This window comes from Knoellia terrae (assembly GCF_048606435.1).
Lineage (GTDB): Bacteria > Actinomycetota > Actinomycetes > Actinomycetales > Dermatophilaceae > Knoellia > Knoellia terrae.
Genome location: NZ_JBMBWH010000005.1, coordinates 181,958 through 197,227 on the forward strand (window position 1 = coordinate 181,958; position 15,270 = coordinate 197,227).

A 15,270-nucleotide genomic window follows, 5' to 3' on the forward strand; every position below is an offset into this window, starting at 1 on the left:
CTCAGAAGCTCTTCGGCATGCCCAGGTCGCGGTGCGCGATGCCCGCGAGGACGAGGTTGGTGGAGATCGGCGCGATCATCGGGCCCCGAGCGGCACGGAACTTCTGCTCGATGCCGTACTCGGAGGCGAGGCCCGCCCCTCCGAAGGTGTCCATGGCCGCGTTCGCGGCATTCCACAGCGCCTTGGAGGACAGCAGCTTCGCGGTGTTGGCGTAGAAGCCGTCGCGGCTGCCGGCCTGGAACACCTCGGCCGCGTGCCAGCGCATGAGGCTCGCCGCGCGCAGCTCGGTGAAGGCCGTGGCGAGCGGGAACTGGATGCCTTGGTTCATCCCGATCGGGCGACCGAACACCTCACGCTCCTTGGCGTACTGCACGGCGCGGTCCATGAAGTACAGACCCGACCCGATGTACTCGCTCGACACGAGGAGGCGCTCCGCGTTCATTCCCGAGAGGATGACCTTGAAGCCCTTGCCCTCCTCCCCTATCCGGTTCTGCACCGGGACGCGAAGGTTGGTGATGGACAGCTGGTTCGTGTGGTGACCGGACATGACCTTGATCGGGCGGTACTCGATCTGGCCGTTCTCCTTGGCCTCCCGCACGTCGACCAGCAGCACGGTCATGCCGTCGGTCTTCTTCTGCACGTCCTCGTACTTCTCCGTCCGCACGAGCAGGAGCATGAGGTCGGTCTGGTGGAACCGCGACGTGTAGATCTTGCCGCCGTTGACGACGTACTCGTCGCCGTCACGGGCCGCGAACGTCCGGATACGGGTGGTGTCGGTGCCGGCGTCGGGCTCGGTGATCCCGAACGACTGCAGGCGCAGACCATCGTTCGCGATCTGCGGCAGCCACTGCTGCTTCTGCTCGTCACTCCCGTGTCGCAGGATGGCGCCCATCTGGTACATCTGCGCGTGGATCGCGCCGGCGTTGCCGCCCCAGCGGTTGAGGGTCTCGAGGAAGAGCGCAGCGTCCGGGATGGAGCCGCCCCCGCCCCCGTACTCCTCGGGGATGAGCAGCGAGAGCCAGCCTCCGTCGGTGAGCTCCTTGACCCACTCCGCGGGGTAGCGGCCGTCCTCCTCGACGTCGATCCAGTACTGCATGTCGTACTTCCTGGCGATGTCCGAGACGGTGTCGCGCAACGCCTCCTGGTCTTCGGTGAGGAAGTCCTCGGCGAGCCAGTCCTGGGCCATGGCGGCCTCCTTCGTGGTTCTGGGGTGGCGCGGAGTGCGGGCACCCGCGTGATCAGGCTGTGGCCTCCACGACGACCTCGAGCAGGAGCGGCTCGGTGCGCTCGCCGAGGGTCGGAAGGATCAGATCGAGCTGGTCGGTCAGCTCGTCGTGGGTCGTCACGCGGCTGGTCGCACAACCGAACCCGGCTGCGATCGTCGACACGCTCACCTCGGTGAACGCCGGCCACGGCGGCTTGCCGCCGTGACCGGCAGCCAACCGGTCCATGACGGCATACCCACCGTTGGACAGGACGACGAACAGCGTCCCGACTCCGTAGTGCTGGGCGCTCCACAGTCCCTGGATGTTGTAGAGCGACGCGCCGTCGCCCAGCAGCGCGACGACGGGGCGGTTCGGGCGGGCCATGCGCACGCCGATGCTGGCCGGCAGCGCGAACCCCAGTCCGCCCTGCGCCACGGTGACAAATCCGAAGGGCCGGCGGGTGGGCATCAGGTCGAGCAGGAGGCGCCGGCTGGACGGGCTCTCCTCGAAGACGGTCGCCTCCTCGGGCAGCCGGTCGGCCAGAGCGGCGAACACGTGCTCGGCACGCAGGCTGTCCACCGCGGGCAGCGCGACGCGTGACCGGGGCGGTTGTGCCTCGGGAGCGCTTCGGGGTGCCACCCGCTCGGCCAGGTCCGCCACGACTCGTGCCACGTCGCCGATGACGGCGAGGTGGGCCGCGCTGTAGCTCGCTTCCTCCGTGTCCGCCGTGACGACCAGGACGGTGGTGCCCGCAGTGACGAAGTGTCCCGGCTCCCAGGTCCCCTGGCGGAAGGCCGGACCACCGGCCACCAGCACGACGTCGTGCGGCGTCAGCGCGTCGCGCAGCGCCGCACGACCCGCCGGCAGGTGGCCACGAAACCGCGGCGAGTCCTGGGGGAAGCCCGCCTGCGACCCGTGCGCCTCCTGCCACACCGGGCAGTCGAGGCGGTCGGCAAGGGCACCCAGCGCGGCCCAGCCTTCAGCAGAGTCGGCGCCGGGACCGACGACGAGGACGGGGCTGCTGGCGCCGTCGAGGGCAGCGGCCAGCTCCGCGCCGACCTTCTCATCGACGCCACGAGAGACGCGAAGACGCACGGGGGCAGGCACCGCGATGGTGTCGTCGGCTGGCTCCGCCCAGTCGTTCATGGGGACGACGACGACGGCGGGACCACGGTGGAGAGCTGCCTCGTGGGCTGCACGCGCGATGGCCGCCGGCACGTCGGCGGCCCGGGCCGGCTGCCGGCTCGAGACGGCATAGGCGCCGGCCAGTCCGTCGAGATGGCCCGCCAGGAAGGGTTCCGAGGCGACATGACGGCGGTCCTGCTGGCCGACGAGGATGACGAGCGGGGCCTTGTTGGTCCTGGCCGTCGCGATTGCCCCGACCGCGTTGCCGAACCCGGCCGTCGTGTGCAGCAGGACCAGCGCCGGTGACCCCGTTGCCAGGGCGTGACCGGAGGCCATCCCGACGACGGAGCCTTCGTGCAGCCCCAGGACGAAGTCAAGGTCGTCAGGCAGGTCTGCCAGCAGGGCGACCTCGGTCGAACCGGGGTTCGCGAAGATCCGCGTCAGCCCTTGCTGCCGCAGGACCTCGAATGCTGCATCCCGCACGGTGCGCACGACCCGCTCCTCTCGCTTGTCGACCGGTGCAGGACGCACTCGGCCTCTGCCATGGTTGGAGGAGCGGACGGTCGGTGACAGGCCTTGTCGCACCCAGCGGAAGACCCTTGTCAGGGTGCCATCGTTCCTCTCACCCAGTGATGTCTCCCCTTCGGGCGGCCTCGGCCACTCCTACGGTCGAGAGGTCCCGGTCCAGAAGGAGAAGACATGTCAACGACCCCCCGTGCGCCAACGCAGCCGTCGTCCGCGGACGACGTCGCCACAGGTCCGGCAGTTCCCGGTGCCGGACCGGCCTCGGCACTCGGCGACCTCCGGGTCCTCGACGTCGCCACCCTGTTCGCCGGACCGTCGGCTGCCACCGTCCTCGCCGACTTCGGCGCCGACGTCATCAAGATCGAGCACCCCCGCAAGCCCGACCCCGCCCGCACCCACGGGCAGAGCAAGAACGGCGTCGGCCTGTGGTGGAAGATCCTCGGCCGCAACAAGAGCGCCATCACCCTGGACCTGTCGCACGAGGAGGGCCAGCAGGTCTTCCTCGAGCTCGTGCGCACCGCGGACGTGGTCATCGAAAACTTCCGCCCCGGCACCCTGGAGCGGTGGAACCTCGGCTACGACCGGCTACGCGAGGTGAACGACCGGATCGTCCTCACCCGGGTGACTGGTTTCGGGCAGACCGGTCCCCGCAGGAACGAGCCGGCCTTCGGCACGATCGCGGAGGCCATGAGTGGGTTCGCCCACTCGACGGGACAACCGGACGGGCCGCCCACCCTGCCGCCCCTGGCGCTCGCCGACAACATCAGCGGCCTCGCTGCTGCCATCGCGACGCTGACCGCACTGCACCGCCGTGAGCGCACGGGCGAGGGGCAGGTCATCGACCTCGCCATCATCGAGCCGATCCTGGCCATGCTCGGCTCGCAGGTGACCGTGTACGACCAGCTCGGCATCGTGACCCAGCGCCGGGGGAACCGGTCCGAGAACAACGCTCCCCGCAACACCTACCGCACCGGCGACGGGGACTGGGTCGCGATATCGACCAGCGCCCACTCGATCGCCGAGCGCGTGATGACGCTCGTCGGCCGACCCGACATCGTGCACGAGGAGTGGTTCCGCGACGGCTTCCAGCGGGCGCAGCACGCCGACGAGCTCGACGAGGCGGTCGGGTCGTGGATCGCCCAGCGGCCGACGTCCGAGGTCGTCGAGGAGTTCTCGAAGGCACAGGCCGCCCTTGCCGTGGTGTACGACGTCGCCGGTGTCGTCGCCGACCCGCAGTATGCCGCGATCGGCGCCATCGCCACGGTGGAGGACGCGGACCTCGGTCCGGTCCGCATGCCCAACGTGCTCTTCCGCATGTCGGAGTCACCGGGCGCGATCCGACACACGGGACGCTCGCACGGGGCCGACACGGAGAGGGTCCTGACCGAGCTGGGGATCGACCTCGACCGGCAGGAGCGGCTTCGGGCCGCAGGGGTGATCTGAGTGCGTGACGATGTCGCCACCTGGCTCTATGTCCCCGCAGACCGGCTCCCGCAGCTGTTGACCAAGGCGGCTGGCTCTGCCGATGGGGTCGTCGTGGACCTCGAGGACGCCGTTCACCCCTCGGCCCGAGGCGGCGCCCGGGCCAGCCTGCACACGGCGCTCGGGGTGCACTCGAGCCTCCTGCACGCGCTTCCGGAGAACGTCCCGGTCGTCGTCCGGGTCAACTCCGTCGACTCGTCGGACTTCGAGGCCGACCTGGCCACCGTCGGGCCCCTGCTCCGCGCCGGCACCGTCCACGGCATACGCATTCCCAAGGTCGAGTCGGGCGCTCAGGTGGACGCCGCATTCGCGCAGTCCCGACGATTCAGCGACACGCCACACCTCGTTGCCCTCATCGAGTCGGCACGCGGTCTCGCACGGGCTCAGGAGATCGCCGATGCCCGCGGTGTGCACTCGATCTCCTTGGGCGAGAGCGACCTTCGGGCCGACCTGGGCCTGCCTCGCGGCGGGGGCGACGACGGGCTGCTGCTCGCCCGCCTCGCCATCGTGCAGGCCGCGCGAGCTGCCGGCCTCCCGTCCCCCGTGGGCAGCGTCCACCCCAGCGTCACGGACCTTGACGGCCTCCGTCGCTCGTGCGAGGTCCTGCGGGAGCTCGGCTTCTACGGAAGGTCCGTCATCCACCCCCGTCAGGTTCCTGTCGTCCGTGAGGCGTTCGCTCCGAGGCTCGAGGAGGTGGCGTGGGCGAACGAGGTGTTGAGCAGGGCGACCGACATGGAGGCCGCAGGCTCCGCCGCCGCGACGCTGCCCGACGGCAGCTTCGTGGACCCGGCGATTCTGCGCCTCGCGGAACACATCAGGCAGCGGGCACACGCATGAGCGCGGGGCGGACTGCCGACGGGGCGGTCGTGACGGTGGTCGACCTGGCCCAGCCGGTGCATCCGGGCGTTCCCACGTCACCGAACCACCCCGGCTACCGGCACTCCCTGCTCCGCCGTCACGGTGACGCGGTCCGGGTCGACGGCACGTCGGGTGCCAACGACCTGCTGGTGATGGGGACCCACACCGCCACGCACCTCGACGCCCTGGCCCACATCAGCCACGACGGTCTGCTGCACGGCGGTGTCCCGGCGGCCCGGGCCCAGACCGGCGGACGTTTCCTCGACCACGGGGTCCACACGGTCGACCCCATCGTGACGACGGGCTACCTGCTCGACGTGCCGGCCGTCCTCGGGGTCGAGCGGCTCGAACCCGGACATGCCGTCACGGTCGCCGAGCTGTCGCAGGCCCTCGGCGACCGTCGACCGGCTCCCGGCGCCGGCCTGCTCGTGCGCACCGGCTGGGGGCAGCTGTGGGACGCCCCCGCAGCCTTCCTCGACCACGATGGCGGGGTCCCCGGGCCGGACGAGGAGGCCGTGGCCTGGCTGGCCTCCCACCGGCCGTGCGTCGTCGGCTCGGACACCACCGCGTTCGAGCACATCCCGGCGGGCGCCGGGCACGCCCGTCTGCCGGGACACCGGATCCTCCTCGTGGAGAACGGCATCCCCATCCTCGAGATGCTCAACCTCGAGCAGCTCTCCGGCGCGACGACGGAGGCGTTCACCCTGGTGGCCGCGCCCCTACGTCTCGTCGGCGCCACCGGGTCACCCCTGCGACCGATCGCACTCCTGCACTGACCACGACCAGTCCCATCACGCCTCGACCACCCGGGAGATCCCATGGCCGCCGCCGGAACCACGCCCATGACGGGAACCGCAGTCGCACGCCTCGGAACGTTCGCTGCAGATGTCGCCGGCGACCCACCGGAGCACGTGCTCGTCGATGCCCGTCAACGTCTGCTGGACGTCGTCGGCATCTCGGTCGCCGCGCTGGGCACCGGCCCGGCCCAGGTGGCTCACTCCCTTGCCAGCCGTTGGGGGGGTGCTGCCGTCGCCGTCGCCATCGGTCTCGACGACCGGCTCCCGGCCCCATCGGCCGCGCTCGTCAACGGCACCCTGGCCCACGCCCTCGACTTCGACGACACGCACGTGCCCTCGATCCTGCATCCCAGCGCCTCGGTGGTGCCTGCCGCGCTCGCGGCGGCCGAGGAGGCCCGGGTCGACGGCCGGACACTGCTCGCCGCGATCGCGGTCGGCAACGAGATCGCGATCCGCCTCGGCAACGCCGGGTACGACCCACGCATCAACAACTCGATCTTCTTCGAGCGTGGCCTGCATGCGACCTCGATCTGCGGCGCCGTCGGTGCCGCGGCCGCAGCGGGTGTCGCCATGGGCCTGGACGCCGAACGCCTGGCCCATGCCATGGCCATCGCCTGCAGCATGGGCGCGGGTCTGCTCGAGGCCAACCGGGCCGGAGGGTCGGTCAAACGGATGCACTGTGGGTGGGCCGCCCACAGCGGCGTGGTCGCAGCCCAGGCCGCAGGGGCCGGACTGACCGGTCCTCCGACGGTCCTCGAGGGGCGCTTCGGGTTCTACCAGGCCTACTGCGGCGACACCTACGACGAAGCAGCGCTGCTCGACGGACTGGGCGTGCGGTGGGAGACGGCCTCCTGCTTCGTCAAGCCCTACCCGACGAACGTGTTCACCCACACGGGAATCGACGCCGCCATCGCTCTTCGGGAGCGCGGGCTGCGGCCCGCAGACGTGGAGTCGGTCCGGATCGGCGTGGCGGGTGCGACCCTGCGAACGATCGCTCAACCGCGCGAGGCCAAGATCCGCCCCGAGTCCGGATATCACGCCCAGTTCAGCGGACCCTTCACCTTCGCCCTGGCGCTGCGCGGCGGAGGTGGCCTCGGGCTCTACCTCGACGACTTCACGGACGAGGCGGTGAGGGACCCGCGCAACCTCGATCTCGCGGCCCGTGTCGAGCACGTGGCCGACGCTCGTTGCGAGCGAATCTTTCCCCTGCAGTTCCCCTCGATCGTCGAGGTGCGCACCACCGACGGCCGGGTGCTGGTCCACGAGGTCCTCGCCAACCGTGGCACCGTCGAGCGACCCCTCACCGACGCCGAGGTACAGGTCAAGTACGACCTGAACGCACGCCGGCTCGGAGCCGGGGCCGACGTCCTGGCCCGCCGCATCACTGGGCTGCTCGACGCGACGTCGGTCGCGGGGCTGCTCACGCTCTGAGGATCGGTCCCCACGCGAGCTGGTGTGCCGCCCCTGCACTGCACGGTGGCGGCGGCACACCAAGCCCGGCGAACCCGTTCAGACGGGCGTGGTCACCACGTCGTACGAGTAGAGCCAGTCATAGCGGTCGGCGATCGGTTCGATGCTCCACTCGCGCTGGAGATAGGGCTCGGCCCGCTCCTCGGAGACGAGCTCACGGCTGTGGAACCGTTCCGTGTTGGCGGTGGCGCCGCGCACCATCCGGCTCGTCCGCTGGATCCGCGCCACCTCGTAGCGGGTGAGCGCCTCGGCCGGGTCGTCGGCGTAGTCCTCGATCGCGCGAGCGAGCACGACGCCGTCCTCGATGGCGTGGACGGCACCCTGAGCCAGGAAGGGCAGCGTCGCGTGGGCGGCGTCACCGAGGAGGCTGATCCGTCCCGACGTCCAGGCGGGGATGGGGTCCCGGCTGAGGAGGGCCCACTTGAGCAACCGGGGCGAGGCGGTGATGAACGTGTGGATGTCCTCGTGCCAGCCGGCGAAGTCGGCATGGCACTCCTCGGCGGTGCCGGGATCGGTCCCACCCGCGGCTGTCCAGGTCTTGCCCTCGATCGTCGCCACGAAGTTCATCAACGTGCCTCCGTGGAGGGGGTAGGTGACCGCGTGGCCGCCGGGACCGATCCACGTCGAGCCCACCGGAGCGCGCAGGTGCTCGGGAAGATCGTCCATCGGGATGAGCCCCCGCCACGCGACCATGCCGGAGAACTCCGGGTTGCTCGGGCCCCACACCGTGTTGCGCACCACGGACCGCACCCCATCGGCGCCGATGACGACGTCACCGGTCACCCGGGTCCCGTCATCGAGGACCACGGACGCGCTCGACGCGTCCTGGTCGACTCCCGTCACGCGCGAACCGAGCTGGATGACGTCCGCGCCCAGAGCCCTCACGGCATCCTCCAGAGCCTTGAGCAGGTCGGGTCGGTACACCGTGAGGTACGGGTAGCCATATCGCTCGACGGCCATCGGCCCGAGATCGAACATGGGCCAGGGACGACCGGTGTTCCAGAGTCGGAACTCCTTGCGCACCGGGTCGCAGGACTGCTTGCGCAGGGTCTCGAAGACCCCGAGGTGGTCCAGCGCCCGGTTGCCGTTGGGGCTGATCTGTATGCCGGCACCGACTTCGGTGAGAGCGGGAGCCTGTTCGAGCACGGTGACGTCCACCCCGCGCTGCAGAAGTGCCAGCGCCGCGGTCATGCCACCGACGCCACCGCCTGCCAGGACAACATGCATCAGTTCCTCCCTCAGACCTTCTCGGAGCGCAGCAGGCCGAGCACGGAGAACACCGGCTCGTCGCTGGCGCGGACCAGCCGCGCCGACTCGGACACCACGTGCTGGTAGGGCCGCCAGGCCGGGACGGCGATGATGTCGCCGCGTTCCCAGGTCAGCCGCTCACCGTCCACGACGGTCTCACCAGCGCCCTCGATGACCGTGAAGATCGAGTTGGACGTCGTCCGCCTCGTCGGGGACTCGAAGCCGGCGCCGAGCTCCTGGACGTGCAGGGCGATGGTCGGCATCGCCGGGCTGCCGAGCTCGATCTCGCGCTCGGCCATGCCGTGCTCCGGGGCCTCCGTCTCGGCGGCCAGACGGGCGAGGGAGTCCTCCCACCGGAACGCGATCGGTGAGGTGTCGATGTCTCGGGGGTCCTCCTGGACGCCCGCGGGGTACTTCTCGAAGAACATCGGCTCGAGCAGGTGGACGAGGGGGACGTCGAGGATGTCGACCCAGTAGCAGTCGTCCGGTCCCACTGCCGAGTGCTCGTGCCAGGCCCAGCTGGGCGTCAGGAGGACATCTCCGGGTCGCATCTCGACACGGTCCCCATTCACCACGGTGTAGGTGCCGCGGCCCTCGAGGATGATGCGCAGCGCGGCCGGCGTGTGGTGGTGGGCGAGGGCGACCTCGCCGGGACGAATGAGCTGGTAGGCCGCCACGAGGCTGCGCAGCGTCGCGTAGGTGTTGCCCTCCACCGGGTTGGTGAGGGTGAGGTTGCGCCGGTCAGCCATCTCGTGGTCGACCAGTCGCCCGGCCGCGTCGAGGACGGCCTTCATCTGCGCGTAGCGCCACCTGTGGGGCAGGAAGTTCGGCAGCGGCTCGGGCCACAGGGCGGGGGAACGGCGGTACCAGCCGCCCTCGACGCTCAGGTCGTCGAAGACGCTGTACAGGTCGTCGAGCTTGTCGATCTCGGCCACGGACCGGGCGTCGAAGGAGGTCATGCGGTGCTCCTCAGTGCTGTTTGATGATCGGGGGGTCGTAGGGGCGAGCGAAGACCTCGGTCCGCCCGGTGGTGCCTTGGACGACGTTCACGTTCATCTCGCCCACACGCTCGATCCGGATGCGGATCGTGTCGCCGTCGGTGACCGGTCCGACGCCTGCCGGCGTGCCGGTGGCGATGACGTCGCCGGGGTGGAGCGTCATGACTGCCGAGGCCATCTCCACCATGCCGGGAATGTCCAGGACGAGGTCGCGCGTGTTCGCGTGCTGGCGGAGCTCATCGCCGACCCACAGGCGCATGTCGAGGTTCGTGGGGTCACCCACCTCGTCGGCGGTCGTGATCCACGGACCGACGGGGCAGAAGGTGTCGTAGGCCTTGCGGAAGACGCGCTCCTCACGCCCGCGGACCACCATGTCCAGGAGACAGGCGTAGCCGAAGACGTGCGAGCGCCATTCCTCGCGCGGGATGTCGCGTCCACCGGCGCCGATGATGATCGCGAGCTCGGACTCGTGGTGGACCTCACGGCCCGGGACCACGGGCAGGATCACCGGCTCACCGGCACCGGACAGCGACGACGGTGGTTTCAAGAAAAAGCCCTGCACGTCGGCGCGGTATCCGGCCTGCATCTCACGGCCGTGGTCGTGGTAGTTCACCGGATAGGCGATCACCTTGTTCGGCCATGGGACCGGCGTGAGGAGGGTGACCTCGCCGAGTGGCCGGCGTGGTCCCTCGGATGCTGCGCGCTCCAGGAGGGGACGGAGCGAGTCGAAGTCCCTGATCACCCGGTTCATGGTCACCGGTGGCCACGCGTCCGTGCCGCTGCCGCTGTCGACGGCGTCGGTGACGTCGACGACGTCGTCGTCGACCACCACACCGATGCGGTCATCGTCGAAACGGGCGATCCTCATGGCGCTCCTTCGGGGGTGGCGATCGGGTCGGAGCCATCCTGCGACCCCTGTCGCCTCACCCGCCGACGTCGTCGCACCTACCGGAACGCCTCTTCCCGGGTCGAGCTACGAACGACCGGCGACCGACGCCCCGATCTCGTTGGCGATGGTGACGACGTCGTCCTTGACCTCGCCGTACCGGTCGACCGTCAACCGCGTGGACGACCCGGAGATGCTCAGGGCGGCGATCACCTGTCCCTCACCGTCCCTGATCGACGTCGCGGCACCGCTCAGTCCCTTCTCACGCTCGTCGATGGCGATCGTCCAGTGGCTTGCGCGGATGGCATCGAGCTCGTCCTCGCTGGCGACCCACCTGCCGGCGGCAGCGGCCTCGGCCCGCACGATCTCGTGGACGTGGGCAGGCGCGAACGCGAGAAGCAGCTTCCCCGACGAGCCCACGCCGAGCGGCTGCCGACCCCCGGTGGGCACGACCGGGCGCAGGGCGGCGCGGCCCTCCACGGACGCCAGGCAGATGCGGTGATGGCTCTGTCTGATGTAGAGGTGCACGCTCTCCCCCGTGGTGTCGCGCAGACGCTGCATCCACGGCTCGGCCACTCCCCGGATGACGAAGGAGTCCGCCGCGCTGGCGCCCCATGACAGGAGCCGGGGCCCCAGGGCGATCCGCCCGTCGGGCGTCCGTCGAACGATCCGCAGCTCGGTCAGCTCGCCCAGGAGGCGGTGGACGGATGACTTGGGCAGGCCGAGATCCTCGGAGACCTCCGCCAACGTCATTGGTCGGCCCTTGCGAGCCAGGCTGTCGATGGCGCTCGCCGCCTTGTCCAGGACGGACATCGGTTGTGCTCCTTGGGTGTCTGTGTGTGCGGCTCAGGCCGGGCGGACTGCGGAGACACCGCTTCTGCGGGAGTGTCCACGGTGCCCCAGCCCGCTCGAGATCATCATCGCGGCCTGCGTCACGACCCGGGCGAGCGGGGCCGGGCTCAGCGGCTCGGGCGACAGCCTGACCGAGACGGCGGCGCGGACCTGACCGTCTTCGTCGAAGACGGCCGCCGCCACGAGAAGTCCGTCTCCAGATCCGCCGGACCCGCTCACGGCATACCCCGCGCGACGCACCTCGCCGAGCCTCTGGCGCAGCACGAACTCCCCACCGTCGACACCCGGACCTCCCTGTGCGGGGAGCAGTGGCTCGAGCGGCAGGTGGGCGAGCATGGCCAGTCCGCCAGCGTTCTGCGTCAACGGAATACGACGCTCGGGCTGCCAGGTGGCCGCCGCCTTGTGGCCGGCGATGAGGTCACAGAGGATGGCTTCGTCCTGCTCCCGGGACCACAGGGCGACCGGCGCTGCCGTGGCCGAGTAGAGGTCGACGAGGAAGGGGCGCGCGACGTCCTTGAGACGACGCACCTCGGGAACCCCCCAGCCGAGCCGCCACATGCGGCGACCCAGCCGGTACCGACCGCGACAGGCCCGCTCGACGGCACCCCACTCGACGAGGTGGGCCAGCATCCGGTGAACCGTGGCGGGGGGAAGGCCGGTCTGCGTGCACACTCCGGCGATCGTCTGCTCCGGCGTGTCCGGTCCGAAGCAGTCGAGGATCTCGAAGGCCCTTCCGAGCACTGAGCGCTTCTGGTCCCCGTCGAGCTGGCTTGGTGACGTCACTGTCATCTCCCACTATCCGGAATGGCATTCCACTATATTGAACGATAGGCCCCCAGATGCGGGGTCGTCAATGGCATCCCGCCGTCAGCGAGCCGAGGCCCCGCCGAGAAAGCCCACGAGCAACGTGTTGAACTCGCGCACGCGTTCGAAGGGGACCCACAGGCCGGTCCTGCCGTAGAGGTGGACCTGGACGTCCGGGATGCGGTTGAGGAGGAACAACGCGTTGTCGTAGCCCTGGACGCGGTTGTCCCGGCCCCACACGACGAGTGTGCGTGCCTTGATGCGGTCGAGCTCCCGCCACACCTGCTCGGTCTTCGGTGACGACGGCTCAGGGCGACCCTCCGGGGCCGCGGCGGTGAGCTCAGGACGGATGCTCGCCGCGTAGCGCTCCTCGACGAGCTCGTCGGTGATGGAGGTCGTGTCGTACATCATCATCTCGAGGTACGCGCGCATCCTGGCTGGGGAAGGTCCCTCGCCGCCGTAGTAGGACTGGATGAGCTTCTGGCCCTCCGACGGCATGGGCGTGAACAGCGGCAACCCTCCCGCAGAGCTGACGAGAACGAGGTCGTCGACGAGGCCGGGGTGCTCTATGGCAAGCATCATCGCCACAGCCCCACCTGTCGCCATCCCGAGAACATGCGCGGACTCGATGCCGAGCGCGGCGAGGAGGTCGGCGAACACCTGGGCATGGAAGCCGTAGCGGCCGCCCCTGATGTCCGGGACGTCCGAGCGCCCGTAGCCCGGGAGGTCGACGACGAGGACGCGGAAGTGCTCGGCCAGCCCCGGCACGTTCGCTCCGAAGTTGCCCCAGCCGTAGGCGCCCGGGGCGCCGCCGTGGATGCACAGCAGGACCGGGCCGGAGCCGGCGTCGTGGACGTGCACCCGGACGCCACCGGCGTCGACGAAGCGGCTCGTCGACTCTTCGGTGAAGCGTGGCTGGGACCCCTCCTTCCGGGCGAGGCCCTCCATCAGATCTTCACGTGCGACGGGATCGGGTGACCGAAGAGGTTGAGGCCGTAGGCGTGGAAGATCGGGCCCGACCCGTTCTGCACGTGGTGCAGCGCAGCCTGGGTGTCGCGCCACCGGCGCTGAAGCACGCCGCTGCGGTGGAGCGAACCTCCCCCGCTGAGGCGGAAGACGCTGTCGGCGGCAGCGGCGGCACGGTGGCTCGCCTGCACCTGGTTGCGCCGCACCTCTGCCCGCATGTCGAGCGACACGACCTCGCCGCGCTCGACGATGTCGTGGACGCGTTCGACGTCCCACAGGAGGTGGCCGATGCTGGCGTCGATGTCCGCCGCCGCCGCCCCCAGCGCAGAGAGCTGGAACGGGTCGAGGGCGGCTCTGCCACCTCGGCCCTCCCGCGAGCGGGTCACCGAGACGTAGGCGGCGAGCGTTCCCTTGGCCATGGCCAGCGTCGCCGCCGTGATGGCGCCGGAGAACATGACGTTGCGAGGCATCCGGTAGAGGGCAACCGACGCCCGGCTGGGGTCCTTGCCGCCGGTCCCGTCCGTGACGCCGGTCGTCTCGATCGTGCGGTAGGTGGGGACGTAGGCCTCGGTGACGACGAGGTCCTTGCTGCCGGTACCCCGCAGGCCGACGACGTCCCAGGAGTCCTCGACGACCTCGTAGTCCGACCGTGGAAGGAGAAAGTGGACCGGGGTGGGGTCGGCGACCTCGCCCTCCTGATCGGTGACGAGCCCGCCGATCATCACCCAGCGGCAGTGGTCGGTGCCCGAGGAGAAGTTCCAGCGCCCGCTGAAGACGAAACCGCCGTCAACCGGCCGCGCGCGACCGAGGGGCGCGTAGGGCGACGCCACCCAGGTGTCCGGATCCTCCGCCCACACCTCGGCCTGGACGCGGCGGTCGCCGTGGGCGAGCTCGTGCGGGTGAACACCGACCACGCCGGCGACCCACCCGGAGCTGGGGTCGTGCACCCCGATCTCGAGGACCGCACGGAAGAAGTCGACAGGGTGGGACTCCAGTCCGCCGAAGTCCTTGGGCTGCAGCATCCGCATCACTCCGGAGGTCCGCAGGGCAGTGGCTGTCTCGTCGGGAAGCCGTCCGAGCCGCTCGCCTTCGGCGGCATTCGCCTCGAGCACGTCTGCAATCCGCTCGATGTTGTCGAGGACGGTCATGGCCCTTCCTTTCAGGAGGTGCGGTGGTGGCCCCAGTAGTGCGCCACGTCGTAACGGGTGGGGAGCCAGGACTCGTCGTCGATGAGGATGCCGTCCGTGCCGTACTCGATGCCGAAGCCCGAGGGGGACCGCACGTAGTACGAGACCATCTTGTCGTTGGTGTGCTTGCCGAACGTGGAGAGGATCGGGGCGGCGCCGGCGAGCACGTGGTCGTACGAGCGGCCGACGATGTCGAGGTCGTCCACCTCGAACATGAAGTGCCCCACCCCGATCGGGCGGTTCGGCGAAGCTGCGAACGCGAACGAGTGGTGCCGGGGGTTGCAGTGGGTGAACACCCCGGACACTCCCCCGGGCATGTCGATGTGGTCGCTGAGCCGGAAGCCCAGCAGGTCGAGGTAGAGCTCGGTGTACACCTGCTCGTCGCGCACCACCTGGAAGGCATGGCCCACGCCGAGGTCTCCTGCGACGAACCTCGCGCCGATCGGCGAGACGAACCGCTCGGCCGCGTTGCGCAGGCCCCAGAACAGCTCGATGTCGTAGTTGTCGTCGGGGTCCCGGAAGCTGGCCAGCCCGTTGACGCTGCGTTCGGCCGCGGCTTCGGCGTCACGTGCCGTGACGTCGTAGCCGGCCGAGGTGAGGCGAGCCGTGATCTCCTCGAGGGCAGCGGGGCTCCCGACGTCCCAACCGATGGCGATCACCCCGTCGGTTGCCGCACGACGGATGTCGATCCGGTGGACGAACTGGTCCATCCGCAGGGTGAGCCTGTCCTTGCTGCTGTGGCCCACCTGCAGTCCCAGCAGCCCGGAACCGAACTCCTGCCATGCCGCCGGGTCGGTGCTTCCGACCACCGCGTAACCGAGAGCCTTCACTCGTGCCGTCATTGTGAGGTCCTTTCCGTTGGGCTGT

14 protein-coding genes are annotated in these 15,270 nt (G+C 70.1%); 4 read left to right on the forward strand and 10 right to left on the reverse strand.

What is annotated here, in order from left to right; all coding sequences use genetic code 11:
- Position 1 precedes the first annotated feature (1 nt).
- Together ACOJV9_RS09230 and ACOJV9_RS09235 are read right to left on the reverse strand one after the other, a co-directional pair.
- On the reverse strand, positions 2 to 1,186 hold the full coding sequence (locus ACOJV9_RS09230; protein ID WP_420184906.1) for an acyl-CoA dehydrogenase family protein: 1,185 nt from the start codon (positions 1,184 to 1,186) through the stop codon (positions 2 to 4).
- Positions 1,187 to 1,238: 52 nt separating this feature from the next.
- The gene (locus tag ACOJV9_RS09235) at positions 1,239 to 2,822 is read right to left on the reverse strand and encodes a thiamine pyrophosphate-binding protein (protein WP_420184907.1); all 1,584 of its coding nucleotides are present in this window, start codon (positions 2,820 to 2,822) and stop codon (positions 1,239 to 1,241) included.
- 207 nt (positions 2,823 to 3,029) lie between these two features.
- Between ACOJV9_RS09235 and ACOJV9_RS09240 the strand changes: the two genes are divergently transcribed.
- From ACOJV9_RS09240 to ACOJV9_RS09255, 4 genes are all read left to right on the forward strand, one after another.
- Positions 3,030 to 4,298: a CaiB/BaiF CoA transferase family protein gene (locus ACOJV9_RS09240; protein ID WP_420184908.1), complete on the forward strand. Its 1,269-nt coding sequence runs from the start codon at positions 3,030 to 3,032 to the stop codon at positions 4,296 to 4,298.
- Entirely contained in the window at positions 4,299 to 5,174 is an 876-nt protein-coding gene (locus ACOJV9_RS09245; protein ID WP_420184909.1) for an HpcH/HpaI aldolase/citrate lyase family protein, read from the forward strand. It abuts the gene before it with no gap.
- Between the two features lie 29 nt (positions 5,175 to 5,203).
- Positions 5,204 to 5,971: a cyclase family protein gene (locus tag ACOJV9_RS09250; protein WP_420184910.1), complete on the forward strand. Its 768-nt coding sequence runs from the start codon at positions 5,204 to 5,206 to the stop codon at positions 5,969 to 5,971.
- Between the two features lie 66 nt (positions 5,972 to 6,037).
- Positions 6,038 to 7,423: an MmgE/PrpD family protein gene (locus ACOJV9_RS09255; RefSeq protein WP_420184911.1), complete on the forward strand. Its 1,386-nt coding sequence runs from the start codon at positions 6,038 to 6,040 to the stop codon at positions 7,421 to 7,423.
- Between the two features lie 78 nt (positions 7,424 to 7,501).
- On the opposite strand, the gene ACOJV9_RS09260 is transcribed toward ACOJV9_RS09255, so the two are convergent.
- The 8 genes from ACOJV9_RS09260 to ACOJV9_RS09295 form a co-directional block, all read right to left on the reverse strand.
- Positions 7,502 to 8,689: an FAD-dependent monooxygenase gene (locus ACOJV9_RS09260; RefSeq protein WP_420184912.1), complete on the reverse strand. Its 1,188-nt coding sequence runs from the start codon at positions 8,687 to 8,689 to the stop codon at positions 7,502 to 7,504.
- A gap of 11 nt (positions 8,690 to 8,700) precedes the next feature.
- Positions 8,701 to 9,669 (reverse strand): cupin domain-containing protein, encoded by a 969-nt coding sequence (locus tag ACOJV9_RS09265; RefSeq protein WP_420184913.1) that lies wholly within the window; start codon positions 9,667 to 9,669, stop codon positions 8,701 to 8,703.
- 10 nt (positions 9,670 to 9,679) lie between these two features.
- Positions 9,680 to 10,576 (reverse strand): fumarylacetoacetate hydrolase family protein, encoded by an 897-nt coding sequence (locus tag ACOJV9_RS09270; RefSeq protein ID WP_420184914.1) that lies wholly within the window; start codon positions 10,574 to 10,576, stop codon positions 9,680 to 9,682.
- Positions 10,577 to 10,681: 105 nt separating this feature from the next.
- Positions 10,682 to 11,407: an IclR family transcriptional regulator gene (locus ACOJV9_RS09275; RefSeq protein WP_420184915.1), complete on the reverse strand. Its 726-nt coding sequence runs from the start codon at positions 11,405 to 11,407 to the stop codon at positions 10,682 to 10,684.
- Positions 11,408 to 11,440: 33 nt separating this feature from the next.
- Entirely contained in the window at positions 11,441 to 12,229 is a 789-nt protein-coding gene (locus ACOJV9_RS09280) for an IclR family transcriptional regulator (protein WP_420184916.1), read from the reverse strand.
- 84 nt (positions 12,230 to 12,313) lie between these two features.
- Entirely contained in the window at positions 12,314 to 13,198 is an 885-nt protein-coding gene (locus tag ACOJV9_RS09285; protein ID WP_420184917.1) for an alpha/beta fold hydrolase, read from the reverse strand.
- The gene (locus tag ACOJV9_RS09290) at positions 13,198 to 14,364 is read right to left on the reverse strand and encodes an acyl-CoA dehydrogenase family protein (protein ID WP_420184918.1); all 1,167 of its coding nucleotides are present in this window, start codon (positions 14,362 to 14,364) and stop codon (positions 13,198 to 13,200) included. The genes ACOJV9_RS09285 and ACOJV9_RS09290 overlap by 1 nt, the downstream gene beginning before the upstream one ends.
- An 11-nt stretch (positions 14,365 to 14,375) precedes the next feature.
- Entirely contained in the window at positions 14,376 to 15,245 is an 870-nt protein-coding gene (locus tag ACOJV9_RS09295; protein WP_420184919.1) for a VOC family protein, read from the reverse strand.
- Positions 15,246 to 15,270: the final 25 nt, after the last annotated feature.